Annotated in this window: 23 protein-coding genes and 1 pseudogene; 11 read left to right on the forward strand and 13 right to left on the reverse strand. The window is 72.0% G+C overall.

What is annotated here, in order from left to right; genetic code table 11:
* Positions 1–291: pseudogene (locus tag ABT324_RS10885) on the reverse strand (MFS transporter); the annotation flags it as partial.
* A gap of 325 nt (positions 292–616) precedes the next feature.
* Here ABT324_RS10885 and ABT324_RS10890 point away from each other — a divergent pair.
* From ABT324_RS10890 to ABT324_RS10900, 3 genes are all read left to right on the forward strand, one after another.
* A complete protein-coding gene (locus ABT324_RS10890; protein ID WP_351174899.1) occupies positions 617–3583 on the forward strand; it encodes a GH116 family glycosyl hydrolase in 2967 nt (988 codons plus the stop codon).
* Positions 3584–3654: 71 nt separating this feature from the next.
* Positions 3655–3948, forward strand: a complete 294-nt coding sequence (locus ABT324_RS10895) for a DUF5959 family protein (RefSeq protein ID WP_351174901.1) — start codon at positions 3655–3657, stop codon at positions 3946–3948.
* A gap of 216 nt (positions 3949–4164) precedes the next feature.
* Positions 4165–4455: a GNAT family N-acetyltransferase gene (locus ABT324_RS10900; protein WP_351174903.1), complete on the forward strand. Its 291-nt coding sequence runs from the start codon at positions 4165–4167 to the stop codon at positions 4453–4455.
* Here ABT324_RS10900 and ABT324_RS10905 read toward each other — a convergent pair.
* Positions 4433–5251 (reverse strand): alpha/beta fold hydrolase, encoded by an 819-nt coding sequence (locus ABT324_RS10905; RefSeq protein WP_351174905.1) that lies wholly within the window; start codon positions 5249–5251, stop codon positions 4433–4435. The two genes, ABT324_RS10900 and ABT324_RS10905, sit on opposite strands and share 23 nt — an antisense overlap.
* Positions 5252–5328: 77 nt before the next feature.
* Here ABT324_RS10905 and ABT324_RS10910 point away from each other — a divergent pair, with 77 nt between their 5' ends.
* Positions 5329–5859 carry a CGNR zinc finger domain-containing protein gene (locus tag ABT324_RS10910; protein WP_351174907.1) on the forward strand — a complete coding sequence of 177 codons (531 nt, stop codon included), beginning with the start codon at positions 5329–5331 and terminating at the stop codon, positions 5857–5859.
* Positions 5860–5922: 63 nt separating this feature from the next.
* Here the strand turns inward: ABT324_RS10910 and ABT324_RS10915 are convergent, their stop codons facing one another.
* From ABT324_RS10915 to ABT324_RS10925, 3 genes are all read right to left on the reverse strand, one after another.
* Positions 5923–8286: a xanthine dehydrogenase family protein molybdopterin-binding subunit gene (locus ABT324_RS10915; protein WP_351174909.1), complete on the reverse strand. Its 2364-nt coding sequence runs from the start codon at positions 8284–8286 to the stop codon at positions 5923–5925.
* 108 nt (positions 8287–8394) lie between these two features.
* Entirely contained in the window at positions 8395–9108 is a 714-nt protein-coding gene (locus ABT324_RS10920) for an aspartate/glutamate racemase family protein (RefSeq protein WP_351174911.1), read from the reverse strand.
* 76 nt (positions 9109–9184) lie between these two features.
* Positions 9185–10564, reverse strand: coding sequence for a hypothetical protein (locus tag ABT324_RS10925; protein WP_351174913.1), 1380 nt, complete (start codon positions 10562–10564; stop codon positions 9185–9187).
* A 253-nt stretch (positions 10565–10817) separates the two neighbouring features.
* On the opposite strand from ABT324_RS10925, the gene ABT324_RS10930 reads away from it, so the two are divergent.
* Positions 10818–12206: an Nramp family divalent metal transporter gene (locus tag ABT324_RS10930; RefSeq protein WP_351174915.1), complete on the forward strand. Its 1389-nt coding sequence runs from the start codon at positions 10818–10820 to the stop codon at positions 12204–12206.
* A 6-nt stretch (positions 12207–12212) separates the two neighbouring features.
* Here the strand turns inward: ABT324_RS10930 and ABT324_RS10935 are convergent, their stop codons facing one another.
* Together ABT324_RS10935 and ABT324_RS10940 are read right to left on the reverse strand one after the other, a co-directional pair.
* Positions 12213–12452, reverse strand: coding sequence for a hypothetical protein (locus ABT324_RS10935; protein ID WP_351174917.1), 240 nt, complete (start codon positions 12450–12452; stop codon positions 12213–12215).
* A gap of 170 nt (positions 12453–12622) precedes the next feature.
* Entirely contained in the window at positions 12623–13387 is a 765-nt protein-coding gene (locus tag ABT324_RS10940) for an SDR family NAD(P)-dependent oxidoreductase (protein WP_351174919.1), read from the reverse strand.
* A 132-nt stretch (positions 13388–13519) separates the two neighbouring features.
* On the opposite strand from ABT324_RS10940, the gene ABT324_RS10945 reads away from it, so the two are divergent.
* Entirely contained in the window at positions 13520–14002 is a 483-nt protein-coding gene (locus tag ABT324_RS10945) for a GNAT family N-acetyltransferase (protein WP_351174921.1), read from the forward strand.
* A complete protein-coding gene (locus ABT324_RS10950) occupies positions 13999–14529 on the forward strand; it encodes a GNAT family N-acetyltransferase (protein WP_351174923.1) in 531 nt (176 codons plus the stop codon). The genes ABT324_RS10945 and ABT324_RS10950 overlap by 4 nt, the downstream gene beginning before the upstream one ends.
* A 52-nt stretch (positions 14530–14581) precedes the next feature.
* Here the strand turns inward: ABT324_RS10950 and ABT324_RS10955 are convergent, their stop codons facing one another.
* The gene (locus tag ABT324_RS10955; protein ID WP_351174925.1) at positions 14582–14977 is read right to left on the reverse strand and encodes a hypothetical protein; all 396 of its coding nucleotides are present in this window, start codon (positions 14975–14977) and stop codon (positions 14582–14584) included.
* Positions 14978–15022: 45 nt separating this feature from the next.
* Here ABT324_RS10955 and ABT324_RS10960 point away from each other — a divergent pair, with 45 nt between their 5' ends.
* A complete protein-coding gene (locus ABT324_RS10960) occupies positions 15023–15640 on the forward strand; it encodes a TetR/AcrR family transcriptional regulator (protein WP_351174927.1) in 618 nt (205 codons plus the stop codon).
* A 16-nt stretch (positions 15641–15656) separates the two neighbouring features.
* Here ABT324_RS10960 and ABT324_RS10965 read toward each other — a convergent pair whose 3' ends face one another.
* Complete coding sequence (locus ABT324_RS10965) at positions 15657–17336, reverse strand: acyl-CoA dehydrogenase family protein (protein WP_351174929.1); 1680 nt, start codon at positions 17334–17336, stop codon at positions 15657–15659.
* 151 nt (positions 17337–17487) lie between these two features.
* On the opposite strand from ABT324_RS10965, the gene ABT324_RS10970 reads away from it, so the two are divergent.
* A complete protein-coding gene (locus tag ABT324_RS10970) occupies positions 17488–17976 on the forward strand; it encodes a SixA phosphatase family protein (protein ID WP_351174931.1) in 489 nt (162 codons plus the stop codon).
* A 398-nt stretch (positions 17977–18374) separates the two neighbouring features.
* Here ABT324_RS10970 and ABT324_RS10975 read toward each other — a convergent pair whose 3' ends face one another.
* Positions 18375–20870: a M14 family zinc carboxypeptidase gene (locus tag ABT324_RS10975; RefSeq protein ID WP_351174933.1), complete on the reverse strand. Its 2496-nt coding sequence runs from the start codon at positions 20868–20870 to the stop codon at positions 18375–18377.
* 192 nt (positions 20871–21062) lie between these two features.
* Here ABT324_RS10975 and ABT324_RS10980 point away from each other — a divergent pair, with 192 nt between their 5' ends.
* The gene (locus ABT324_RS10980) at positions 21063–21878 is read left to right on the forward strand and encodes an acyl-CoA thioesterase domain-containing protein (RefSeq protein WP_351174935.1); all 816 of its coding nucleotides are present in this window, start codon (positions 21063–21065) and stop codon (positions 21876–21878) included.
* A gap of 157 nt (positions 21879–22035) precedes the next feature.
* Positions 22036–22707: a DNA alkylation repair protein gene (locus ABT324_RS10985; protein WP_351174937.1), complete on the forward strand. Its 672-nt coding sequence runs from the start codon at positions 22036–22038 to the stop codon at positions 22705–22707.
* Here ABT324_RS10985 and ABT324_RS10990 read toward each other — a convergent pair whose 3' ends face one another.
* The 3 genes from ABT324_RS10990 to ABT324_RS11000 are packed head-to-tail and all read right to left on the reverse strand — an operon-like array spanning position 22708 to position 25457.
* On the reverse strand, positions 22708–23340 hold the full coding sequence (locus tag ABT324_RS10990) for an IclR family transcriptional regulator (RefSeq protein WP_351174939.1): 633 nt from the start codon (positions 23338–23340) through the stop codon (positions 22708–22710).
* Between the two features lie 3 nt (positions 23341–23343).
* Positions 23344–24240, reverse strand: coding sequence for a hydroxymethylglutaryl-CoA lyase (locus ABT324_RS10995; protein WP_351174941.1), 897 nt, complete (start codon positions 24238–24240; stop codon positions 23344–23346).
* Between the two features lie 2 nt (positions 24241–24242).
* Positions 24243–25457, reverse strand: coding sequence for a CaiB/BaiF CoA transferase family protein (locus tag ABT324_RS11000; protein WP_351174943.1), 1215 nt, complete (start codon positions 25455–25457; stop codon positions 24243–24245).
* Positions 25458–25597: the final 140 nt, after the last annotated feature.

Here is a 25597-nt window from a genome sequence, read left to right on the forward strand (position 1 = left end):
GATGCGGTCGCCGAAGTGGCCGAACAGCCCGGAGCCGACCGGCCGGGCGACGAAGGCGATCGCGAAGGTGGCCAGCGACTGCAGGGTCGCGGCGGTGGCATCGCCCGCGGGGAAGAACAGGTGCGGGAAGACCAGCACCGCCGCCGTCGCGTAGACGTAGAAGTCGTAGAACTCGATCGAGGTGCCCACGAGGCTGGCGAGGACCACCTGCCGGGTCGAGTTCCGCGGGGTGGGATGCCCCGTTGCTCCGGAGTCCCGCACTCCTGGTGCTGGGACGTGGCCGACAGCCATGGCGCCGCAACCTTCCTCGTTAACACGATCGGACTACCGCACTGTAATCCCCAGTCGACCACTGTCCGGGACAGGGTTCCCGCATCGTGGGCATCCTCACTCGGCGCGCACGCTCCGCCGCGAAGCGCGAACTCGCTGTCAGCACCCGGCTCCCGAGCATCAGCGCGCCGCGAGCGAGGCAGCTTTCCCACTCCGTGAGATACGAGCTCGGATCGTCCAACCGGATGATCACGACGTGGGAGCCGTCCGGTGGGAGTCCCGGCTCCATAAACTGGGGTGCTCCCGATCTCCCGCCCTGCACGTGCCCGCGTCGAAGGAGTGCACCGTGCCCGAGGCAGCGAACCAGGACCTCTCCGCCCGCGGAACGTCGCGCCGCCTGCGCGGTGACGAGCTGCGGTTCGTCGGGATGCCGATCGGAGGTGTCGGCTGCGGCCAGCTCTACCTCGGCGGCGACGGGCGGCTGTGGCTGTGGGACGTCGACAACCGGACCGCCCCGGCCAACATCAACGACCTGCACTTCACCCGCCCGCTGTCCCCGAGCTCACCGTTCCAGCACGGGTTCGCGGTGCGGGTCGGTGATCGGGACGCCCGGTGGCTGGACGCCCGCGGTTTCCCGGACGTGGTCTTCACCGGTCGCCCGCCGCTGGCCGAGGTCGACTACCCCGATCCGCAGGTGGCGATCCGGCTTCGTGCCTGGTCCCCGTTCATCCCGGTCGAGATCGAGGACAGCTCCTACCCCGCGGTCTTCCTGGACCACGTCGTCGAGAACACCTCGGAGTCCACAGTGGAGGTGGCGGTCGCCGGTTTCCTGGAGAACCCGGTGTGCCTGGGCAGTCGGCACGCCCGGCCGTTGCGGCTCAACGCCGCGGAGTTCACCGTCGACGGCGCCACGGGCGTGCAGTTCGCCGCTGGCGAGGGCAACGTCGAGAACCCGATGCGGCCCGATCTGCTGCTCGAGGACTGGGAGAAGCCGGACTACGCGGGATGGGCGGTGACCGGGGACGCCTTCGGCTCCGGCCCGGTGCGCACCCTCGACCGACCCGACTACCAGGGCGAGTCAGGAGCGTTCGGGATGCGGATGGTCGACTCCCACGCGAGCGCCCCGGGCTCGGACGCCGGTGCCCGCGACCGCGCCACCGGGAAGCTGCGCAGCGAGCCCTTCCGGATCGAGCGGAACTACCTGCGGTTCCGGGTGAGCGGCGGCAACTACCCGGGCACCTGCTGCCTCAACGTCGTGGTGGGTGGCGAGGTCGTCGCTTCGGCGACCGGATCGGTCAGCGACCGGCTGTCCGACCGGGTGCTGTACCTGGGTCCGTGGCAGGGCGAGGACGCCGTCATCGAGATCATCGACGGCGAGACCGGCCCCTGGGGGCACATCGGCGTCGACCAGCTCGTGCTCACCGACCACGCCCCGCAGCAACCACCACTGGTGGAGCTGCCCGACCACGGCACCACCGCGCTCGCAGTCCTCAGCGGCGACGAGGTCCGCACCTTCCCGGCAGCAGCGTCCTGGAACACGCCTGCTGAGGTGCTCGACCCCGCGCCGGGCCTTGCTGAAGTGGATGGGATCGCCCAGCGCAGCGCAGGCATCGTGCGCTCGAAGGTGACCTTGCGGCCAGGCGAGCAGAAGACCATCCGGTTCGTGCTCGCGTGGTTCTTCCCCGTGCCGGACCGGGAAGGCCTGGCCTTCCTGGAGCGCAGCCGCGAGCTGCTCCGGCACTACGCGAGCCGGTTCGACGACGCCGAGGGCGTCGTGGCGCACCTCGCCCGGGAGCAGGACCACCTGCTGGACCGGACCTCGACCTGGGTCCGCACCTGGTACGAGGACTCCACGCTGCCGCACTGGCTGCTGGAGCGAATCGCCACCAACACCACGACCTTGTCCACCTCGACCTGCTACCGGTTCGCCGACGGCCGCTTCTACGGCTGGGAAGGCGCCTACTGCTGCGCGGGCACCTGCACGCACGTCTGGCACTACGCCCACGCGCTCGCGCGGTTGTTCCCCGCCGTGGAGCGCGACACCCGCGAGCGGGTGGACCTCGGCATCGGCTTCCACGCCGCGACCGGGCAGCTGAGCATGCGCGGCGAGGCCGACCGGGCCCCGGCTGTCGACGGCCAGGCCGGGACCATCCTGCGGATCTACCGCGAGCACCAGATGTCGGCGGATCCCGGCTGGCTGCACCGGGTCTGGCCGCGCACCCGGCACGCCGTGGAGCACCTGATCGGCTCGGACGCCGAACCGGACGGGGTGCTCGACGGGCCCCAGCCCAACACCCAGGACGCCACCTGGTTCGGCCGCAACAGCTGGTTGTCCGGCCTGTACCTGGCTGCGCTGCGGGCAGCCGCCGCGATGGCGGACGAGGTCGGCGATGGTGGTTTCGGGCAGCGCTGCCGCGCGCTGGCCGACCGCGGGGCCAAGATCATCGTGCGGGACCTGTTCAACGGCGAGTACTTCGTCCACGAACGGGACCCCGCGCACCCGGATTCGGTCAACACCAACCGCGGCTGCTTCGCCGACCAGCTGCTCGGCCAGAGCTGGGCAGCGCAGCTCGGGTTGCCACGCGTCCTGCCGGAGGCCGAGACCCGTTCCGCGCTGCGCAGCATCTGGCGGCACAACTTCGTGCCGCGACCGGTGGAGTACCGGGAGAGCAGCCCGATCGAGGGTGGCCGGATCTTCTACGACGCCGACGTCCCGGCGCTGGTCATGTGCACCTGGCCAGCGGGAGGCGGCAACGAGGCCGGCGAGAACTGGTCGGTGAGCTACTTCAACGAGGCCTGGCACGGGATCGAGTACCAGGTCGCCGCGCACCTGATCGCCGAGGGCATGCTCGACGAGGGGCTGGCGGTCGTCCGCTCGGTGCACGACCGGTACGGCCCGTTGCGCCGCAACCCGTACAACGAGATCGAGTGCAGCGACCACTACGCGCGTTCCATGGCGAGCTTCGGCGTCCACACGAGCTTGCTGGGCTACGAGCACCACGGCCCGCGCGGCCACCTCGGTTTCGCCCCGAAGATCACGCCGCAGGACTTCGCGGCGGCCTTCACCACAGCCGAGGGCTGGGGCCGCTACGTGCAGAAGCGCACGGACGACGAGCGGTCCAGCACCATCGAGCTCCGCCACGGCCACCTGCACCTGACCACCCTCGCCCTCGACACCCCCAGCGCCGAACCGCGCGCGTGGCTCGACGACACCGAGGTCCCGGTCCGCACGGACGATTCCGGTGCACATCTGCTCGTCTTTCCGGAGCCGCTCCACCTCACCGCTGGTCAGGTCCTGCGGGTCCTCCTCTGACCGGGAAACCGTTCGCCACCACGATCTCGTGGGAGCAAGGTGGGGGCGCAGTCGAACGTCCGGGAGCTCGCGTGTCCGAGGTGGTGGAGCTGGTCCGCCTGTCCGACGGCCAGGCCGGTGTGGTGGTCCGGGTGCTCCGCGCTGGCCCGGACTGGTTCACCGGTGAGGTGGTCGTCGCGACCCCGTTCGGCCGCGGGCAGTTCGACCTCCAGCTCTCCGCGCGGGACATCGACGACTGGGGAGCTGCCTTGGACCGGCTGGCGGAGCACCGGAGCACCAGGTGGCTGGCGAACTCCGCCAACCCGGAGATCAGCACCAAGTTCTCCTCCCGGCGCCCGGTTCCGTTGATCACCGTGCAGGACTAGCGGGGCTCAGGTGCCGCGGTGGCCGCCCTGGTGGAGTTGCCGGAGGGCTGGGTCGAACAGCACCGCACCCGCCTGGACCTGGTCCGCTCGCGAGGGGGCTGTCGACTACCGCTGGCGCGGGGAGGTGTCCGACGGCGAGCTGGTCGACTCGATCTCGTCGCACGGCGGGAACCCGGAACCTGGCTGGTGGGAGTGGGTCCGACCGCACAGCTTGGGGTGGGTGACCGGTCGGCTCGGCGGGCGCTGGTCGGGTTCACCAACGTCGCGTGGGACGGCGGGGATCACGCGTTCCTGCTCGACCCGAAGGTCCGGCCGGAGCACCAGCGCGGCGGGATCGGGACCGAGCTGGTGCGCCGGGCCGCCGAGGGCGCCGCGCGGGCCGGGTTCACCTGGCTGCACGTGGACTTCGAGCCGCAGCTGCGCGGCTTCTACTTCGCCGCCTGCGGTTTCCGCCCGACCGAGGCCGGGCTCATCGCGCTGGACCTCACCGGGCTAGGAAGTCGGTGAGCAGTGCGGCCAGCTGTGCCGGGTTGTCCTCCTGGACGAGGTGGCCGCTCTGGTCGATCCAAGCCAGTTCGGCGTGCGGGATGCGCTCGGCGAGCTGGTGCGCGCGGTCGGCCGGCAGCCACTGGTCCTGGTCGCCCCACGCGATGAGCACCGGGCAGTCCAGTTCGGCGTACCGGTCCTCAACCTCGCGAGTGTGGCGCTCGTCGGCCTGGGCGATCTGGCGGTAGAAGGCCGGTTGCCCGGTTTCCCCGAGCCACGGCGCGACCAGGCCGTCCAGCACGCCACCACGCAGTTCGCGATGAGCCGCGGTCCTGATGTAGCGGCGGACCAGGGCTTCGTGCAGCAGCGGGGGCAGCGCGGCGAACACCTCGGAGTGGGCGTTGACCAGCCGGAAGAACTCCGATCCCCACGGCCGCACGCTCACCGCGTCGACCAGCGCCAGCTTCCGGTAGCCGACCCCGCTGAGCAGCGCGGTCCGCAGCGCCACCGCGCCGCCGAAGTCGTGGGCGACGACCGATGGTGCCCGCAGCCCCCAGTGCCGCACCAGCTCGGCGAACACCTCCTGCTGGGCGGCCAGCGACACGTCCTGGCCCTCCCGCTTGGCCGACTGGCCGTAGCCCGGCATGTCCCAGACGAACACCTGGTACCGGCTACTCAGCACGGCGGCGATGTCCCGCCAGACGTAGGAGGAGAAGGGCGTGCCGTGGTTCAGCACCACCGGTTCCCCCTGGCCGGAGCTCGCCCATCGAACCGTCCCGTGCGCCGACTCGTACCGCTCCGGCAGCTCCCACCCCATCACGCACCTCCGTTACCGCCTAACTACCTCTGCCAGTAACGTTACCAACTATGTCAACACGCCGGTAACCTGGGCGCATGGCATACGACCGCCCGCCCGCACCCGCCGAGCTGCAGCCGGTCGAGGCGTTCGGCAACTCCGCGCGGTTCCTGCACGACGAGGACGCCCTGGCGGACCTCGCGGGTGCCCGGGCCTGGCTGCGCGAGCACGACCACCAGGACGTCGCCGACGAGCTGGACGAGCCAGCCCGGCAGGAGCTGGTCCAGGCGCGCGAGGCGATCCGCGAGCACCTGGCCGGGACGGGCTCGGAACGGCTCAACGACTACGCGCGCCGCCTGCTCGGAGCGCCGCAGTGGCAGGACGGACGTGTCGTGCTCCCGGTCGGCGGGAGCACCGCGGCGGAGCGGATGATCGGCGACCTCGTGGTCGCCTTGGTGGTTGCGGGACTGGGCGGCAAGCCCGGGCGGCTCAAGGTCTGCCAGGCCGGGGACTGCCGCTGGCTCTACTACGACCGATCCCCCGGCAACAACAGCATCTGGTGCAGCATGGACATCTGCGGAGCCCGCCACAAGATGCGCGCCTACCGCGCCCGCCGCAAGGACGCCTGAGGGCGGGCCCGGAGGAACGGGCCAGAGGCACCCCGGAACCCCGGAGTGCCTCCGCTGCCCGGATCAGACCACTGCTTCTTCGGCGTCTTCCGGGGTGTTCTCGTCCCGGGTGGGGAGGGTGGCGAAGGCCGCCGGGGGCTCTTGCCAGAGCGTCGCCTCGGCACCCTGCTGGATCGCCTGCCAAACCCGTTCTGGGGTGGTCGGCATGTCGATGTGGCGGACTCCGAGGTGCTTGAGGGCGTCCACCACCGCGTTCTGGACCGCTGGCGTGGACCCGACCGTGGCCGACTCCCCGATCCCCTTGGCGCCCAGCGGGTTCAGCGGGCTCGGGGTTTCGGTGTTGGTCACCTCGAACGACGGGAGGTCCGCCGCCGACGGGATCGCGTAGTCGGCCAGGGTGCCGGTCTCCGGGTTGCCCTCCGCGTCGAAGGTGACCTGCTCCCAGAGCGCCTGGGCGATCCCCTGGGCCGCACCGCCGTGCTGTTGGCCCCGGACCAGGAGCGGGTTGATGATGCGGCCGCAGTCGTCCACCGCGATGTGGCGCAGCGGGCGGACGTGACCGGTTTCCACGTCCACCTCGACCACCGAGACGTGCGCGCCGAACGGGAACGTCGCGCCACCGGGGGCGAAGTCGATGTTCGCCGCCAGGCGGTCGCCGTCCTCGGCCGCCGCGCGGGCCAGTTCCGGCCAGGCGATGGTCGCGCTGGGCACCCCGGCCACGCCGAGTTCGCCGCCGTCGGTCAGCTCGATGTCGTCGACGGAGGCTTCCAGCCGGGCGGCGGCCAGCTCCTTGGCCTTGCGCAGCACCAGGTCCCCGGCTTCCCGCACCGCGCTCCCGGCGATCTGCAGCGACCGGGACCCGCCGGTGCCGCCGCCGCGCGGGACCTCGGCGGTGTCGGACTGGACGAACTCGATGGCCTCCAGCGGGATGCCCAGCGCGTCGGAGACGATCATGGCGAAGGAGGTCGCGTGCCCCTGCCCGTGCGCGGAGGTGCCCACCTTGATCCGGGCGCCGTTCTCGTGCACCTCGACCTCGGCGTACTCGCCCGCGCCACCGCCGGTGATCTCCACGTAGGCGCTCGTCCCGATGCCGAGCAGCACCTTCTCCCCCGCCGCGATCCGGCGGGCCTGCTCGGCGCGCAGCGCCTCGTAGTCGGCCAGGCGCAGTGCCTCGTTGAACGGCAGTTCGTAGTCGCCGCTGTCGTAGGTGGCGCCGAGCAGCGTCTTGTGCGGGAACGACTCCGGGACGAGGAAGTTCTTGCGCCGCAGCGTGACCGGGTCCATGTCGAGCTCCGCAGCGGCGAGGTCCACCATCCGCTCGAGCATCGCGGCGGCCTCCGGTCGTCCCGCGCCGCGGAACGCGCCCACCGGGGTCGTGTTGGTCAGCACCGCCACCCCGTCGTAGCTGATCTTCGGGATGCGGTAGACGCCCTGCGCCATCATCCGCGTCGAGCTCAACGCGAGGGAACCACCGAAACCGGCGTAGGCACCGCAGTCGCCGATGACGCGGCAGCGCATGCCGGTGATGGTGCCGTCGCGGCGCAGGCCCAGCTCCGTGTACTGCACCTGGGCGCGACCGTGCGGCATGCCCTGCATGTTCTCCGAGCGGGTCTCCACCCAGCGGACCGGGCGGCCCAGGCGCAGCGCGAGCGCGACGGCGACCGCGTGCTCGGAGACCACCCCGGCCTTGCCGCCGAAGCCGCCGCCGACGTGCGGGGAGATCACCCGCACCCGCTCCGGTTCCCAGCCGAAGGCCTTGGCCAGCCCGTCGCGCAGCCCGTGCGGCATCTGCGTGGACACGTGCACGGTGACGTCGTGGTCCTGCTCCGGGCCGCCCGGCTGCACCGCGATCGCGTTGCCCTCAAGCGGCACCACCGCGACGCGCTGGTTCTCGATGCGGGCGCGCACCACCACCTCGGCGTCGGCGAGCACGTCAGCCCCGGCCAGGTCGCGGAACCCACCGGCGATGTTCGAGCCGAGTTCGGGGAACTGCTGCTCGGCGGCCGGGTCCAGCGCGTGCTCCGGGTCGGCGACGGCGGGCAGCGGCTCGTAGTCGACGTCGACCAGTTCCACCGCGTCGGCCACCGCCGCGGCGCTCTCCCCGACGACCACCGCGACGGGCTCGCCGACGAACCGGACCCGGTCGGTGGCCAGCGGCGGACGCGCGCAGTGCGGGTTGAGTTCGACGAACGAGGGCGGGATGGGCACGTCCAGGTCGGCGGCGGCGAAGGCACCGACCACGCCCGGCGCGGCGGCAGCCGCCGCGACGTCGACCCCGCCGACGCGGGCGTGCGCCACCGGCGAGCGGACGAACCCGATATGCAGCACGCCCTCGATGTCCAGGTTGCCCACGTAAGTGCCCCGGCCACGGAGCAGTTCCGGGTCCTCGACCCGTTGGACCTCGGTCCCCAGCAATGAACCCACCATGTGCCGAACTCTATCCCCCGCGCAGACACGAGGCAGCGATGTTTCCACCGCGAGCGGATCACGGCCACGCATCGGGAACGGGCCAGCCCCCCACCGCGCGACGCTGCGTCAGCGCTGCTCGGTGGTCGCCCGGCGGCCGAGGTCCCCAGCGACCAGGTCGAGGACCATCCTGCTGGCGCTGGGCAGCGGCTCCACGATCTCGACGAGGTCGAGCTCGGCGAGCTGCCGGGCGGCCCGGCTCAGCGGCCCGCCCGCGACGATGACCGCCTCCGCACCGCCGACGGCGCACGCTCGCGCCGCTTCGGCCAGCTCCCGGCGCTGCTGCTCGGGGGAAGCGGCCAAGGTCAGCGGATCCGTGCTGGTCAGGTGCACGCCGGTGAAGTTCCCGAGGCTGCCGTGCGCGCGGACGAGTTCGGTGAGGGAGTCGACGAGCAGCGGAGTGCTGGTGACCATGCCGAAACGCCGCCCCCGGGCACCCGCGGCGAGTACCGACGCCTGCCCGATCCCCACGACCGGCACGTCCAGCACGGCGGCGAGCTCGGCGCGGCCGGGATCCCCGACCGCACCCACGACCACCGCACCGACCCGGTCGCCGCTCGGACCGGCGAGGTGGTCCCGCACCGCGCCCACGACGTGCCCGGCAGCGTCGGCGAGGGCGCTCGGGTCGACGATCATCGACGGGCCTCGCGCAACGGTGATCCCCTCGACCACGAGTCCGGCCGGGGCCAGGTGCTGGTGGGCGAGCTCAGCCATCATCGCGGTCGTGCCGCGGTTGGTGTTGGGGTTGACCACGACGACCGTCGGGGCCTCGGCAAGCGGCAACGGGACCGTCCTCTCGATCCCCCGCACCGTACGGCCGCGGCGAACCTCCGGTCAACGCAACCCGGGTGCGCTGCGCTCATGGTTCGAGGCGGACGCCGTCGCCCACGAGTTCGTCCACATCGGACAGCGTGTGCGGAGGCGGGAGCTGCCAGCACGGCCGCACCCGGCTCAGCTCGCGGTGCGCGCGGACCAGACCGGCGAAGTCCCGGGGGAACGCTCGCGGGTCCACCCCGAGCAGCTCCCCGCAACGCCCGGCCCGGTCCACCAGCTGCCGCCAGTCGTCGATGCCCGCCAGCCCGATCGACTCGGTGCCGTGCGAGAAGAGCATCAGCCGGATCTCCTCGAAGTCCCGGGTGTCGAGGAAGTCGCGCAGCGCCCGGTGCGAGCTCTCGGTGTTGAACGCCATCCAGAACGGCACTGACCCGGTGCGCAGGGCCCAGTGGGGCTCCAGCAGCAGGAACGACTCCACCAGCAGCCGGTCGACGGGCAGCCCGCGCCGCTCGTTCCAGGTGCGGTGCAGGTCGGCCACCACCGGGCTCAGCTGCTCGGGGTGGTCGAACCGGAGGCGCCGCAGCGAGAAGCGGTGCTGGTGCGCGGCTTCGCGCAGGTCGGTGAGCAGTTCCGGTTCGAACCCCCACTCCGCTTCCGGGGCCTGCTCGTCGGGTTCCGGGGGCCGCCAGGAGCTGCGGCGAGCACCGTAGCGGCGCAGCAGGTCGGCCACCCGGGGGCCGCCGGAGTGGTACTCGGCGACGGATGCGCCGCCCAAGGCGCCGAACTGGAACACGTGCCGCGGCCCGACCCGGGTCACCGGCCACGACAGGTCGCACTCGACCGCCACCACCGCACCACCGGCGGCCAGGTGGTCGCGGAGGAACCGGCGGTAGGCCTCCGGCAGCCGCCGCCACTTGACGCGGAAGTAGGACATCCCGGCGATCATCAGCCGGTCCTGGTTGGGGTCGTGCATGTGGTGCAGCACCAGGTCGGGGTTGGCGGCCAGCAACCGCGCGGCCGGTACCCTCCCGGCTTCCAGCTCGGCCCGCGGGTCGTCCCGGTCCACCCCGCGCCGCCGCACCGGGACCAGCAGGGTCTGCGGCAACCACGGCGCGTCCAGTGCCGCAGCCAGGTGCACCAGTGCACCGTTGGAGGAACCGATGAACACCACCGGGTACCTGCGCTTCGGGTAGTGGTCGACGATCCAGGAGGCGAGCCGGTCGGAGTCGACCTCGTCAAGGCGCGCGGGCGGCACGGCCTCGCTCACCCCGCTGAAGGCGTAGAGCTGCTCCGCCCACCGCGGCGGCAACCGGTTGACCCCCGCCAGCATGGCGCCGAGCGCCGGTTCGAGGGCCCGCGGCGCTTGGCCGATCGCGGGGATGTCCTGTCCGGCGAGGAAGCGCGACAGAGCCCGGAGCATCCCGGTGGCCGAGTCGAAGGACGCGGCCGCGCGTGCTGGTCGCAATCGGCCTCCTCGCCTCGGAGCTGCTCGGTGCCGGTGAACGGGTTCGTCCACTGTCGAGCGTGCGGTGCGCACCCAGCCCGGCAGGCCGGACGTCACCGGCAGCGCTGGTCCGTGCTTCCGAGGTGCCCGCTGCGGACCGGCCGGAAACCTACCGGTCCGCCCGTTGACCGGCCCTGTCCGCGACTGTAGCTTTCACGTCCACCGCAGTCCCTTCACGCTCGTGAAATGCCCTTGCTGCACAAAGGAGTGCCCGATGGGTGCACCCACTGCGACCAGCGACGACCCTTACCTGCTCACCGCGGACGGCATCAAGGAACCACCCCGGGGCTGGCGGGCCAGCCTGCGCTACCTCGGCCCGGGGCTGATCGTCAGCGCCTCCATCGTCGGCTCCGGGGAGCTGATCGCCACCACCGCGCTCGGCGCCGAGGTCGGTTTCGCCCTGCTGTGGATGGTGATCCTGTCCACCGCGGTGAAGGTGGCCGTGCAGGCCGAGCTCGCCCGCTGGACGATCATCACCGGCAAGCCCGCGCTGACCGGCTTCAACGAGGTCCCGCCAAAGATCGGCCGCCTCGGCTGGATCAACCTGCTGTGGATGCTGATGGCGCTGTCCAAGCTGCTGCAGGTCGGCGGGATCGTCGGCGGCACGGCGGTGGCGCTGAGCATGCTGGTCCCGGTCGGCGGTGATCCGCTCAGCTTCACCTCGCTGGCGGTGTGGACGGCCATCGTGGTGGTCGGCAGCATCGCGCTGCTGTACTCCAACAGCTACAGCCTGATCGAGCGCGGCGCCTTCGCCCTGGTCGCGGTCTTCTCGGTGGCCACGGTGGTGATCGCCATCGGCCTGCCGTTCACGCCGTTCGGCTACGGCGGCGGCGACCTGCTCTCCGGGTTGACGTTCACCATCCCGGCAGGCGCGATCGGTGCGGCGGTGGCGATGTTCGGCATCACCGGGGTCGGCGCCGACGAGATCACCTTCTACACCTACTGGTGCGTGGAGAAGGGTTACGCCCGCTGGGTCGGGCCGAACGACGGCAGCGAGGAGTGGCAGCGCCGCGCCCGGGGCTGGATCCGCGTGATGCACAAGGACGTCTTCCTGTCCTGGGTGATCTACACCTTCAGCACGCTGGCGTTCTTCGTGATGGGCGCGGCGGTGCTCAACCCGCAGGGCCTGGTGCTCGAGGGCAACGAGGTGATCACCACGCTGTCCCAGATGTACACCGACGTCATCGGCGAGTGGGCGGCGGTCGGGTTCCTGGTCGGCGCGATCGCGGTGCTGGGCTCGACCCTGTGGGCGTCGATCCCGAGCTGGTCTCGGATGTACGTCAACGTGCTGGCGACCCTGGGCGTGCTGGACTGGTCGGACGCGCGCTCCCGGCAGAAGTGGGTCCGCGGCTTCACGGTGGCGCTGCCGATCGTGTGGGGCGCGACCTACCTGTTCATCAACTCGCCGGTGGTCATGGTGCAGATCGGCGGGATCATGACCGGCATCTTCCTCCCGGCGGTGGTGGTGGCGACCTGGTACCTGCGCAACACGCAGGTCGACAGGCGCCTGCACGGCTCGCGCGCCTTCAACACCCTGCTGGTGGTGAGCAGCATCGCGATCAGCCTGTTGGGCGTCTACAGCCTCATCACCGTCTTCAGCTGACCTCGGTCAGTGGCCGTGGTGGTGCCCGGCGTGGTGCTGGTGCTGCGGGGCGTGCTCGTCGCGGTGCTCCTCGTGGAGGTTGCCGTGGCGGTCGTGGTGCCCCTGGCCCAGGCACTCCGCGTACTGCGCCGGGTCCTGCACGGTGGAGCAGTCGACCGGGGCCTGCGCCGACGCCAGCGCGGGCGCACCGAGCAGCAGCGCGAGCGCCAGCACGGACCCGGTCAGACCGCGCGAAGGTGGAGTCATGTCGCACCGCCTCAGAAGGGGTCGGCGGACGCCACCGCGGCGACGTCCGCCCGATGGGAACTACCCGTCCACCGTACAAACCGGGCGCATCGCCCGAGAACCCCTGGGACCGTGATTCTTCCGGCCTCGACCGGCTCGGGGTTCGGGACGAAATCCCCTGGACCCGGGGCTCAGCGAGGTGCCATCCGGATGGCGCCGTCGAGGCGGATGGTTTCGCCGTTGAGGTAGGGGTTTTCGATGATGTGGCAGGCAAGCGCGCCGAACTCGGCCGGGTCGCCGAGGCGCTTGGGGCTGGGCACCGAGTCCTCCAGAGACTTGCGGACGTCTTCGCGGAGGCGGCCCAGCAGCGGGGTGTCCATGATGCCCGGGGCGATGGTGTTCACCCGGATCGCCTTGCTCGCCAGGTCGCGCGCCGCGCACAGCGTCATGCCGACGATGCCCGCCTTCGACGCGGTGTAGGCGATCTGCCCGATCTGGCCCTCGAACGCCGCGACCGAGGCGGTCATGATGACCGCTCCGCGCTCGTCGTCGACGGTGTCGTGCTTGGCCATCCGCGCGGCGCCGAGCCGCAGCGCGTTGTAGGAGCCGATCAGGTTCAGCTGGATGACGTCCTCGAAGGGTTCGAGCGCGCCCGGTTCGCCGTCCCTCTCCACCAGGCGGATGCGCGCGCCGCGACCGGCGCAGTGCACGACCGCGCGCAGCGGTGCGGCTTCGTCGGCGGTGTCCAGGGCGGCGGCGAACTGGTCGACGTCGGTGATGTCGGCGGCCGCGAACCGGGCGGACCCGCCGAGCTCGGTGGCCACCTCGGCGCCCGCGGAGGTGGGCAGGTCGATGATGGTGACCGCTGCCCCCGCCTTGACCAACTTCCGCGCTGTCGCCAACCCCAGACCGGACGCGCCGCCGGTCACCGCCGCCGAAATGCCTTCCAGACGCATGCGCTGATCCTCTCCACACCGGTGTGACGCACTCATTCAAGGCACCCCGCGCGGCAGTGGTCAAAGTCCGGATCGCGAACGGAACCGAAGGCCCGGCCTATACCCGGTGGACAGCTGGGTGAGAATCGGCGCGTGAGCACCTGGCGCATCGAACCCACCGCGGTGGACCAGCCCGACGTCGTCCGCCTGCTGCGCGAGTACACCGACGAGGTGGCCAGCCGGTACTACGGCCGTCCCGCGACCGGCGCCGAGGTGGACGGGGCGATCGCCGAGGACCCCAACGACGGCCTGCACCCGCCCACCGGCGTGTTCCTCGTGGCCCGGGACGCCACCGGACCCGTTGGCTGCGTGGGCCTCCGCGAGCTCGAACCGGGCATCGCCGAGCTGAAGCGGATGTACGTCAAGCCGCAGGTGCGCGGGCGCGGGGCGGGCGTCCGGCTGCTGGCCGAGGCCGAGCAGCACGCGCAGCGGCTGGGTTACCGAGCGATCCGCCTGGACACCCGCGACGACCTGGTGGAGGCCCGCGGCCTCTACGCCAAGCAGGGCTACCGGGAGGTCCCGGCCTTCAACGACGAGCCGTACGCCGAGCACTGGTTCGAGAAGGTCCTGGGATGACGGGGCGGGTCGCGGCGCGGCCGATCCGGTCCGACCGGCTCGACCTGGAGCCGCTGCGCGCCGACCACGCCGACGAGATGTCCGAGGTGCTCGGTTCCCCCGAGCTCTACGAGTTCATCGGCGGCGCCCCGCTCACCGCGCCGGAACTGCGCGCCCGCTACGAGCGGTTGTTGGCGGGGTCGCCGGATCCCGCGATCTCCTGGTGCAACTGGGTGGTCCGGCTGCGCGGCGAGGATCGCCTCGTCGGCGCGGTGCAGGCGACGATCAGCCCCGGACACCCGGGACCGGCTGCCCAGATCGCCTGGATGGTGGGGGGCGGGTGGCAGGGCCGCGGCATCGCCAAGGAGGCGGCCAGCGCCCTGGTCGACTGGCTGCGCCGGGTCCCGGTGCGCGGCGTCCTCGCCCACATCCACCCGGACCACCAGGCCTCCGCCGCCGTCGCCGCGGCCGTCGGCCTGCAGCCCACCGCGGACAGCCACGACGGCGAAGTCATCTGGCGCCTGACCTTCCACCAGGTCTGGGCCTGACGATCCCGGCGCTGCGGGGCGGGTGCGCGCCTGGGCTCGGGTGGGAGGCGGTTCAGTGGGCGGGCCGCGCGGCCAGGAGCGCCGCGGCGAAGACCGCCGACGCGATCGCCTGGTAGCCGATCCACACCTCGCCGCCTGTGGTGGCGCCCGACCACACCAGCAGCAAGGCCGCGAGGGTCGCGAGCAGCCAACCGCTGTCGTAGCCGATCATCAGGCGCAGGTAGGTGCTGTTCGAGCGCCGGCGGACGTAGCTGATCTCCACCGCTGCGCACACCAGCAGGGCCGCGCCGGAGACGAGCACCAGCCAGACCGGCACTCCGAGCAGTTCGCCGAGCGGCGCGGCACCGATGGCGCAGGCAGCGCCGAGCAGTGCCTTGAAGGAGCCGTCGGCGACGATCCCGGCCCTTCGCCGCTTCCCCGCCGGTGCCGCGAGCTGCGCTTGGTCCATGAGCACCCTCCATTCGCATAATCCGATTACGACTATAATCAGATTATGAGGAAGACGAGGGCCGAGGCCCGGGAGGGCAACCGACGCGCCCTGCTGGACGCCGCGTTCCAGGTCGTGACCAGGGACGGTTACCGCGCCAAGCTGGAGGACATCGCCGAGCGGGCCGGGCTGACCACCGGGGCCATCTACTCGCTGTTCGGCAGCAAGAACGGGCTGGTCGTCGCGCTGGTCACGGACTACCTGCAACCGCACTACGCGCAGTTCGAGGCGGCGGTTCCGGCCGAGCTGGACCTGGTCGCCGCGGTCGACGCCTTCGCCCGGCACTACCGGCGCACCTGCGACGGCCCCGAGGCGCTCTCCGCGCTGTCGCTCCAGATGACCCTGCGAGAGATGTCCCTGCACGACCCGAAGCTGGGTGCCCAGCTCGCGAGTTCGGTCCAGCAGCAGGAGGACCACCTGATCACGCTGTTCACCGGGAGGGCCCACCGCGGGGGCGTCGTCACGGAGCACCAGGCCAAGCGCCTGACCACCGCACTCCGGGCAATGCTGGTCGGGCTGAGCCAGGGCGTCGTCCTCGGGCTGGCAACCGGGGCGGACGAGCAGTACTTCGCCGACGTGGCTCGCGCCCTGGTGTCCGGCGCGAGCCTCATCGACGAGGGCTGATCGGACCAGCAGCCGCTCAGCGCCGCACGGCGGCTTCGGCTGGTACCGCTCCCCCGTCGGTGAGTTCGTCGAGCCAGCGCAGCGCTTCCGGGACCGGGTCGGTGCCGCGGAGCAGGTGGTGGAGGTAGGTGTTGGCCACCATCAGCTTGCGGTAGCCGAGGCCGGTGCGGGCCTCGTGGTCGGCCTGCTCGAACAGCAGCGCCGCCATCGTGGTCTGCGCCGCGAGGTCGGTGAACTCACCGCACATGGCTTGGGCGTGCTCGTCGCTCCCGGCCAGCAAGGACTTGCCCAGGGAGCGCACCTCGTCCACTTCGGACAGCAGGTGCTCGGCACCGGCGGCCACGTCCGGGTCGGTGATGCGTTCCAGGCGGCGCTGGGCCGCGTCGGCGAGCAGGTCGTGGGCGTTGTCCTTGCGGATGCAGCGCAGGACGTCCAGCGCGATGACGTTGCTGGAGCCCTCCCAGATGGAACCCAGGTGCGCGTCGCGCACGAGGCGCGGGTTGATCCAGTCCTCGATGTAGCCGTTGCCGCCGCGGACCTCCATCGCCTCGCCGGTCACCACGCGGGCCCGCTTGCACAGGTGGTACTTGCCCAGCGGCGTCAGGACGCGGACCAACCGGCCCGCTCCGGCGTCCCCGGCGTCGGCGCGGTCGAGGGTGGCGGCGGCTTCCAGCACGAACCCGAGAGCGGCTTCGGCGTGCAGCAGCATCGGCAGCAGGGTCTTGCGCATCAACGGCTGGTCGAACAGCGGCTTGCCGAAGGCGATCCGCTGGCGGGCGTGCGCGGTGGCCTCGTTGAGCGCACGCCGCATCAGCGCCGCCGCGCGCATGGCGTTGGACAGCCGCGACACGTTGACCATCTCGGCCATCTGCAGGAAGCCGCGGGAGAGGTCGCCGACGGGCAGCGCGTAGCAGTCCTCCAGCGTCACCTCGCCGCTGGCCATCGAGCGGCTGCCGAGCTTGTCCTTGAGCCGGTCGATCCGGTAGCTGTTGCGGCTGCCGTCCGGCCGCGTCCTCGGGACCATGAACATGCCGAGCCCCTTGGTGCCCGCCGGCCCGCCCGGGACCCGCGCCAGCGTGAGGACCACGTCGGCGGACACGTTGGAGGCGAACCACTTCTGGCCGCGCAGTGTCCAGTGCGAACCGCTCGGGATCGCCTCGGTGGCGGTGCGGCCGACGTCGCTACCGCCCTGCTTCTCGGTCATGAACATCGCGCCGGTCAGCAGCGAGTCGAAGCGCGGCGAGCTCAGCCCGTCGATCTCGCGCTCGAACAGCGACTGGTCACCGAACCGGCGCAGCACCCGGGCGGCCGAGTCGGTCATCGACACCGGGCAGAACAGCCCGAACTCGGCCTGCACGAACACGTGGGACAGGCCGTACTTGACCACGTGCGGCACCGCGGTGGGCCAGCCGTGCACACCCGACCGGTGCGACATCGCGGCGAACCCGAACCGCTCGAACGCCAGCTGGGACATCTCGGTGTAGGCGGGGTGGTAGACGACCTCGTCGACCCGCTCGCCACTGGCGTCGTACTGCCGCAGCCGCGGCGGGTTGACCTCGGCGACCGCGGCCAGCTCGTCCAGCCGTCCCGCCGCCACCGCGCCCACGTCGTGCAGCACCGGTTCGAGCCTGTCCACCGCGTCGACGTACCGGGTGAGCAGGGGGCGCAGCGCGGGATCGAGATCAGCGAAGTTCATGCCCAGCACGTTTCCACCGCCCCAGCGGAGGTGTCCAATACCGGATCCGCTCGGCGCTGAGATCGCTGCCGACTCAATCCGGCGGACCGAGCACCGGCCCGGACCGCCCTCTACCGTGAGGTGGGCAGCACCCGACGAGCGGAGGCACGGCATGGTGGACGCGCAGCGGAAGCTGGTGGTGGTCCGGCACGCGAAATCGGCCTGGCCGGACGACGCCGACGACGTCGACCGCCCGCTGACCGACCGCGGCCGCCGCGACGCACCGGCCCTCGGCCGCTGGCTGCGCGAGCACGCGGCGGCGATCGAGCTGGTCCTGTGCTCCCCCGCCGTGCGCGCCCGGCGCACCTGGGAGCTGGCCGCCCCCGAGGTCCCGGCCGAGCCGGTGCTCAAGCACGACGACCGGATCTACGCGGCATCGGCGCGCGAACTCCTGTCGGTCGTCCACGAGATCCCGCCGGCGGTGATGACCGCCGCCGTGGTCGGGCACAACCCCGGCTTGGAAGACCTGGTCGGCCTGCTGACCGGGGAACCGGTGGTGCTCAAGACCGCGGCGGTCGCCGTGCTCGCAACCGAGGCCCCGTGGGCGGAGGTCGGCGAGGACTGCGCCACCGCGGTCGAGTTCGCCAAACCGCGGGGCTGACGCGGTCAGCCCGGTGCTCCGCTCAGGCGGGCTGGGCTCCCGGGCGGCCGTTCTCGACGACGTCATTGCACCGCAACCGGTTTCGCGGGCATGCCACCGGAACCGTCGGCGGCAGGCGGCTCCGGGGCCAGAGCACGACCCTGTCGGGCAGCGGGTCGCCGGAGGCCACGCCCAGCGAGAACGGGCATCCGCCGGGAACCGCGCGTCCGCCGCAGTGCTGATCGACGCTCCCGTGCCGCCGCCCCAACGCCTCGCGCCGATTCAGCCTGCCTGGCGCGCACTTGCTTCTCTTCCGCGAGCAGGACGACGGGCCGTTCTGCGGACCGCGGGTCGACCAGCAGATCGCGAACCCGTCGCGCAGGTGAACGTCGGGCGTGGCCAGCTTGGAGCGGACCCGGCTACGGCAGGCTGATCGCCACCACGTCGCGGCCGAACCCGGCAACCTCGTCGGCCATCCTGCGCGCCCACGGGTGCTCGTCGGGGCTCATCCCGCCGAGGTCGACCCTGAAGCGCACCACGTCCGGCCCGTGCACCACCTCGGCCGCCGCACCGCGCTCGGCCAACAGCTCCTGGACCTGGTCGGCGACGGCCGGTCGCACCGAGAGGATCATCCGGCCGGGTGTGGCCGCGGTGTGCTGCGCGCGCTGCACCGCGACGGCTTGGGGCGCGTTCGCCGGGCGCGGACCGGTCATGGCGTTGCGCAGCATCTTCGCCGTGCCGTTGGTGAACGCGCGGTAGTTCGGGTCGAAGCCGAACAGCACCACCCGGCCGCTGCCCGCCGCCTCGTCCACGACCGCGGTCCTGCCGTGCAGCTGCTCGGCACCCTCGGCGAAACCGGAGACGTACCAGTCCGGGTCGCCTTCGGCCGGGAAGCTCGCCACCGACGACTCCGGCGGGGCCGACCACACCGCCTCGTACTCGTACATCGCCCACGCCGTCGGCCCCACCCCGTCGGCCAGCGGGCTGTCCTGGTCTACCTGTACGCGGATGAGCGCGCCAGGGACGTCCGAGGTCGGCTCGACGTAGGTGGCGGAGGTGAGGCCGAGGCGCGCTGCCAGCCGCGAGGCGTCCCGCAGCGCGATCAGCGTCCCGCCGTCTCGGACCCATTCGGTCAGCGCGGTGCGGCCACGGTCGCCGAGCGCGTCGAACGCCTCCTGGTCCGAGCCGTTCGGGATGACCAGCACGTCGCGGTCGGCGAGCGCACCGGCGGCGATCTCGTCGGCGGTGACGTCACCGAAGTCCATCCGCTGGTCGTCCAGCCACCAGCGCAGCCAACCCGCCGACTCGGTCGCCGCGCTGCCGCCCGAGACCTGCCAGACCGCCGTGCTCGGCGCGTCGAGGACCGGCCGCGGAGCGGGTTCGGGCAGCTCCGGCAGCGGCACCGCGCGCGGGTCGAGGTCCGCACCGGACCGGCCACCGCTGATGTTCTCCAGCAGCGGTCCGCTCCACGCGGTCACGTCGTAGAAGTACGGGAACGGGACGTAACTGTTCTCGTTGAGCATCGCCTGCACCCAGTGCTTCTGCCCCTGGGCCAACGGGATCCACAACGTCCCGGCGGGCAGCGTCGTGGCCTGCTCGGCGCGGCCGTACTCGGTGTAGTCCGGGACCGGCAGCGGGGCGGTCAGCCGGTGGACCTCGACGTCCATCCGCTGGAGCCGCCGCGCCAGGCGTTGCACCTCGGCGGACTTCGTCGGGTCGTCGGTGCGCAGGAAGTAGTGCTTGACCGCGATGTCGGGCACCGGGTTGGTGATCTCGCCGTCGTTCCAGTAGAGCTGGTTCGGCTCCAGCTCCCCGGCCGCGCCCTGCCGCTGCGCCTCCAGGTGCTCGCCGCGCCACTCGGCCAGCAGCTGCCGGTCCTGCGCCCCGGCGGCCGCCAACGTCGCCCAGATCGCGGTGTACTGCTCGCCGACCCGCTCGGGGACCGGGTCCCCGGAGTTCTTCTCGAAGGTCATCCCGGCCGCGTTGAACCCGGTCAGCGGCACGGTGTCGCCGTAGCCGAGGTACATCAGGTCGTAGGACTCGCCGTTGAAGTACGGGATGCCGAAGCGACCGAACGCCTGCTGCACCGCCGGTCCGTACACCCCGTACACCCAGTTGAGCGGGGTTTCGCCGATGTCGTGGTAGACCGGGTCGGCGTTGGGTGGGAAGAAGTAGTCGGGGCTGCCCATCTCGTGGGCGTCGACGAACACCTGCGGTGGCAGCTCGCGCAGCTTCTCCAGCTTGCCGTCGGTCTCGGGCTGGGTGCGGGCGAACCAGTCGCGGTTGATGTCGAAACCGCGGGCGTTGCGGCGGGTGTCGGCCTCCCGCCCGTCCGGGTTCTGCGTCGGCAGCACCACGACGACCGCGTGGTCGAGGATGTTCTGCGCCGCGCAGTCGGTGCGGGCGGTCAGCTCGTACAGCACGCGCAGCGCCGCGTCCGCGCCGCTCTCCTCGTCACCGTGCACGTTCCCCGCCACCCACAGCACCGCGGGGGTGTCGCGGATGATCCGCTGCGCGACCGGTTCCGGGGTGTTCGGGTCCCGTAGCCGGTTGAGCTGCTTACCGATGTTGCGCAACGCGCCTGGCCGCACCCATTCCTGCTGACCGACCACGGCGTAGCGCAGCGGGCGTCCCTCCACCGAGGTGGCCAGCACCCCGTCGACGACGTTCGGGCTCGCGTCGGCCAGCGCCCGCAGGTAGGTGTCGGACTCCTCGGTGGTGACCTCCCGCTCGCCGAGGTCCACCCCCAGGACCTCGCGCGCCGTCGGCACCGATTCGTCCAGCGCTGGCGGGGTGAACGGGTCGCAGGGCGGAGCCGCCGCCGCGGTCGGCACCACCAGCAGCGGCAGGGCCGCGATCAGCGCGGTGGCGCCGGTCACCCACTTCGAGCGCCATGAGCCCGGGAACATCGCCATGGGACCGCCCACTTCGGTCGGGGGTGGGAACGAGCAGCGAGTCGATCACGCCGTCAATCCGGTCGCAAGTGCCGGATGGACGCGAACCGGGCGGCGCAACCGGAACTGGCGCTCACCCCGATCGGAGGAAGCCCCGGCGCGTCCGGCGGTGCCGTAAGGTGCGCGCCAGGCACCACCAGCGGAGGAGGACAGATGGTCGGAACACCCCGCAGCGAACCGTTCTTCACCCCGGACGGGGACCAGCTCGTCCCGGCCCGGCACGCGGACAGCCCGTGGTCGCCGGACATGGTGCACGGGCGGTTGTTCGGCGGTCTGCTGGCCCGCGCGCTGGAGCGCGAGCACTCCGACCCGGAGCTGCACTTCAGCCGGTTGACCGTGGACCTGTTCCGCAACACCAGGCTCGTCCCGGTGCAGGTGCAGACCCGCCGCGTCCGCGACGGCCGCCGCATCCGGGTCGCCGACGCGACCGTGTACGCCGGGGACGAGCCGGTCGCGCGGGCGAGCGCTGTCCTGCTGCGCCGCGGCGAGCAGCCCTCGGGAACCGCGCCCGCCACCTCCGCCTGGGACGCACCGACGCCGGGCGAGCTCGGCGCACCGCGCGCGGACCCCAGCAGCTGGGTTCCGCCGTTCGACGTCTGGCTGCTGGACGAGGACGGCAAGCCCACCGAGGGGTGGCAGGCCAGCGGCCCGCGCCGCGCGTGGGTGCGGGACCGGTGCGACCTGGTGGCGGGCGAGCCGATGTCACCGCTCGTGCGCGTCGCGTTGGCGGGCGACTTCGCCAGCCCGCTGGTGAACTTCGGCGCGCACGGGGTGCTGGAGTTCATCAACGCCGACTACACGCTCACCCTCAGCCGACTGCCGCGTGGCGAGGTCATCGGCGTCGAAGCCACCGGGCAGCTCAGCGCGGACGGCATCGCGGCGGGCAGCTGCACGTTCCACGACGACGAGGGCCCGATCGGGTTCAGCACGCTGACCGCGGTGGCCAACCCGGCGGCCACGAAGCACTGACCGCCTCGTCCCGTGCTCGTGCCCGGGCGCAGCACTGCCGGGGAGACCACTCCGCGTGAGCGGACCACTCCGCGTGGTCGATGCCCAGGAACCGGACACGGTGGGTCACCGTGGACTCCCGTAAGCTTCCCCCGGCACGACGGACAGGGGGGTTGAGGTGGCGGAGACGGCGGTGGCCGCGGTGCTGGCCGAGCTGGCGGCGCTCGAGGACCCGAAGGTGCGCGCGGTCAACGAGAAGCAGGGCAACGACCACGGCGTGAACCTCACCAAGTTGCGCGCCCTGGCGAAGCAGCTCAAGACCCAGCCGGAACTCGCGCGTGAGCTCTGGGCGACCGGGGAGTCCGCGGCGCGACTGCTGAGCACCCTGATCTGCCGCCCGAAAGCCTTCGAGCGCGACGAGCTGGACGCGATGCTGCGCCAGGCGCGCACCCCCAAGGTGCACGACTGGCTGCTGACCAACGTGGTCAAGAAGAACCCGCACGCCGAGGAGCTGCGGCTCGCCTGGCTCGCCGATGCGGACCCGGTGGTCGCCAGCGCCGGTTGGGCGCTGACCGCCGACCGCGTTGCCAAGAAGCCGGAGGGCCTCGACCTCCCCGGGCTGCTCGACGTCATCGAGGCGGAGATGAAGCACGCCCCGGACCGCTTGCAGTGGGAGATGAACAGCTGTTTGGCCCAGATGGGCATCACCCACCCCGAGCACCGCGCCCGCGCGCTCGCCATCGGTGAGCGGCTGGAGGTGCTCAAGGACTACCCGACCCCGCCGAACTGCACATCGCCGTACGCACCGGTCTGGATCAACGAGATGGTGCGCCGCCAAGCGGCGGAGTAGTCAGCTCTTCAGCGCGGCTTCGATGCGGGCCGCTGCGGCGACCACCTCGGCGCCGAAGCGCTGCCCCGGGCTGGGTTGCAGGCGTTGCGTCGGGGCGGAGAGGCATACCGCTGCGACGGTGTCGCCGTGCAGGCGGACCGGGGCGCTGACCGATCCAACACCCGGCGCGCGGGCTTCCACGCTCTCCACCCAGCCCGGCCCGCCCGGAGTCTGCTCGCCGAGCAGGACCTGAGCGGCGGATCCGCGGGGCAGCGGCAGCAGGCTGCCCACGGGTTGGCTGGCGCGCAGCTCCTCCGCCGATTCGATGCTCACCACGCAGAGCCGGTGATCCGCTCGCCGCACCCACAGCTGCACCGATTCCCCCGCTGCCACAGCCAGTTCCGCCAGCACCGGCCGCGCGGTCTCGGCCAGCTCGGAGGTTGCGAACCGGGGGCCCAGGTGGAAGCAGCCCGCGCTGTCCCGGCGCAGCAGGCCGTGCGCGACGAGCGCGGTGGCCAGGCGGTGCGCGGTGGACACGCTCAGCCCGAGGGCTCGGGCCAGCTCGCTGGTACCCATCGGGTTGCTCTCGACGCAGTCCAGGATCGCCACGGACCGGTCCAGCACCCCGACGCCGGTGGTGAACGGCTCACCCATCGGTTAGCGCCGTACCTCGGCGGGGACCGCGGGCACCTTCGCCAGCGCCGACGGCAGCGGGTGCCCGACCAGCCCGGCGAGGTGCTCGCGCAGCTCGCCGAGCTTCGAGACGTCGATGCCGGTGTCGATGCCCTCCCGGTGGAACAGGTGGATCAGGTCGTCGGCGGCGATGTTGCCGGTGGCCCCGGGCGCGAACGGGCAGCCGCCGAGCCCGCCCAGCGCGGCGTCGAAGCGCCGGATGCCGCAGCGGTAGGCCTCCCAGGCGTTGGCGTCGGCCATGCCGTAGGTGCTGTGCAGGTGCAGCCCGACCCGCTCGATGGGGAACACCTCGCGCACGGCGGTGACTGCGCGGGTGATGTCGCTGGGCGAGGCGGCGCCGATCGTGTCGGCGAGGTGCAGCACGTCGACGCCAATCCGCTCGTAATGCTGGGCGACCCGGACCACCCGCTCCACCGGGGTGTCACCGTCGAACGGGCACACGAACGCCGTCGCGATGCAGCCCTCGGTGCGCACGCCCGCGTCGTGCAGGACCTCGGCGGCGCGCGCCAGCCGCTGCATCGCTTCGCCCGTGCTGACACCGGAGTTCGACTCGCTGTGGCCTTCGCTGGCCGACATCACCAGCCGGGCGTTCTCGACCCCGGCCTCGACCGCGCGCTGCGCTCCGCGCTCGTTGAGCACCAGGGTGTGCAGCGTCGCGGGCTGGTCGGCGAGCCCGGCGACGACCTCGGCGGTGTCGGCCATCGTCGGCACCCGCGCCGGGCTGACGAACGAGCCGACCTCCAGGTGCTGGAACCCGGCCTCGACCAGCAGCTGGCCGAACCGGACCTTGTCCGCGGTGGGCACGACCACCGGTTCGATCTGCAGCCCGTCGCGCAGGGACACCTCGGTGATGAGCACCATCCTCAGATCACTCCTCCATCCCGCAACTCGGCGGTTTGCTCGGGCGTGATGCCCAGTTCGGCGAGGACCTCGTCGGTGTGCGCGCCCAGCTCGGGGCCGAGCCAGCGGGTGCGGCCGGGTTCCTCGGAGAGCTTGGGCACGATGCCGGGGAACAGGACCTCGCGGGTCTGGTCCTGCTCGATGCGTACCGCGTGGCGCTCGTGCATGCCGCGCGCCGCGTAGTGCGGATCAGCCACGATGTCGGGCACGTCGTAGATCGGTCCACTGGGGACGGACGCCTGGGCGAGCAGTTCCAGGACCCGCGGGCTGTCCGCGGTGGCGGTCCAGGAGTTGATCGCCGCGTCGATCTCGTCGCTGCGCCGCACGCGGCCCATGTTGGTCCGCAACTGCGGGTCCTCGGCCAGGTCGGGGCGGCCGATCAGCCGCATCAGCCGGTCGAAGATGGCGTTGTTGTTGCCGCCGACGACCACGTACTTGCCGTCCGCGCACTGGTAGGTGTTGGACGGGACCACGCCGGGGATCGTCGGCCCGGTGGCCTCCCGGGTGACGCCGAAGGCGTCGAAGTCGGGCACCGAGGACTCCATGAGGGAGTAGATGGCCTCGTAGAGCGCCACGTCGACGGTCTCCCCCGGCTGCCCGGCGCGGCGGCGGAGCAGCCCCATCAGAGCGCCGATCACCGCGTAGAGACCGGCCACCGAGTCGGCCAGGCTCACCCCGGTGCGCACCGGTGGCAGGCCCGGGTAACCGGTCAGGTGCCGCACCCCGCCGAAGGCTTCGGCGACCCCGCCGAAGCCCGGGCGCTCCCGGTACGGGCCGGTCTGGCCGAACCCGGAGATCCGCACCAGCACCGCTGCCGGGTTGACCGCGCGGATCTCCGCCGGACCCAGGCCCCACTTCTCGAGGGTGCCGGGCCGGAAGTTCTCCAGCACGATGTCGGCGTCGGCGAGTAGCCGCCGCGCGATGTCCTGCCCCCGCTCGGAGCGCAGGTCCAGGGTGATCGAGCGCTTGTTCCGCGCCATGGCGCGGAACAGCAGCGACACGTCACCGCCGTGCAGCCGCCAGCTGCGCAGCTCGTCCCCGGTGCGCGGGCGCTCGACCTTGACCACGTCGGCGCCGAACTCGGCCAGGATCCGGCCGGCCGTCGGTGCGGCGATGAAGTTGCCCAGCTCGACGACCCGGACCCCGGTCAGCGGGCCGTGCCCGGTGGACGTCGTCATCGGGTCCTCTCCTGTTGTCACGTGCGATCGGTGGTGGGGCGATGTGCGCGCCCGCGGGCCGCGAGGTGTCCGCCTCCGCAAGCCCCGTTTTCCAATATTTGGGAAACCTTTCCCAAAACTGATCGCAGCGAACGTAACCG

The organism is Saccharopolyspora sp. NPDC000359, from assembly GCF_040300525.1.
In the GTDB taxonomy this organism is placed as follows: domain Bacteria; phylum Actinomycetota; class Actinomycetes; order Mycobacteriales; family Pseudonocardiaceae; genus Saccharopolyspora.

Bases quoted from the DNA above. Each gene is read 5' to 3' on its own strand.
- ABT324_RS10905 (WP_351174905.1), bottom strand. From the start codon at position 5,251: ATGGGGTGGGAGCTGCCGGAGCGGTACGAGTCGGCGCACGGGACGGTT.
- ABT324_RS10910 (WP_351174907.1), top strand. From the start codon at position 5,329: ATGGCATACGACCGCCCGCCCGCACCCGCCGAGCTGCAGCCGGTCGAG.
- ABT324_RS10915 (WP_351174909.1), bottom strand. From the start codon at position 8,286: ATGGTGGGTTCATTGCTGGGGACCGAGGTCCAACGGGTCGAGGACCCG.
- ABT324_RS10930 (WP_351174915.1), top strand. From the start codon at position 10,818: ATGGGTGCACCCACTGCGACCAGCGACGACCCTTACCTGCTCACCGCG.
- ABT324_RS10935 (WP_351174917.1), bottom strand. From the start codon at position 12,452: ATGACTCCACCTTCGCGCGGTCTGACCGGGTCCGTGCTGGCGCTCGCG.
- ABT324_RS10940 (WP_351174919.1), bottom strand. From the start codon at position 13,387: ATGCGTCTGGAAGGCATTTCGGCGGCGGTGACCGGCGGCGCGTCCGGT.
- ABT324_RS10950 (WP_351174923.1), top strand. From the start codon at position 13,999: ATGACGGGGCGGGTCGCGGCGCGGCCGATCCGGTCCGACCGGCTCGAC.
- ABT324_RS10955 (WP_351174925.1), bottom strand. From the start codon at position 14,977: ATGGACCAAGCGCAGCTCGCGGCACCGGCGGGGAAGCGGCGAAGGGCC.
- ABT324_RS10960 (WP_351174927.1), top strand. From the start codon at position 15,023: ATGAGGAAGACGAGGGCCGAGGCCCGGGAGGGCAACCGACGCGCCCTG.
- ABT324_RS10965 (WP_351174929.1), bottom strand. From the start codon at position 17,336: ATGAACTTCGCTGATCTCGATCCCGCGCTGCGCCCCCTGCTCACCCGG.
- ABT324_RS10970 (WP_351174931.1), top strand. From the start codon at position 17,488: ATGGTGGACGCGCAGCGGAAGCTGGTGGTGGTCCGGCACGCGAAATCG.
- ABT324_RS10975 (WP_351174933.1), bottom strand. From the start codon at position 20,870: ATGGCGATGTTCCCGGGCTCATGGCGCTCGAAGTGGGTGACCGGCGCC.
- ABT324_RS10980 (WP_351174935.1), top strand. From the start codon at position 21,063: ATGGTCGGAACACCCCGCAGCGAACCGTTCTTCACCCCGGACGGGGAC.
- ABT324_RS10990 (WP_351174939.1), bottom strand. From the start codon at position 23,340: ATGGGTGAGCCGTTCACCACCGGCGTCGGGGTGCTGGACCGGTCCGTG.
- ABT324_RS10995 (WP_351174941.1), bottom strand. From the start codon at position 24,240: ATGGTGCTCATCACCGAGGTGTCCCTGCGCGACGGGCTGCAGATCGAA.
- ABT324_RS11000 (WP_351174943.1), bottom strand. From the start codon at position 25,457: ATGACGACGTCCACCGGGCACGGCCCGCTGACCGGGGTCCGGGTCGTC.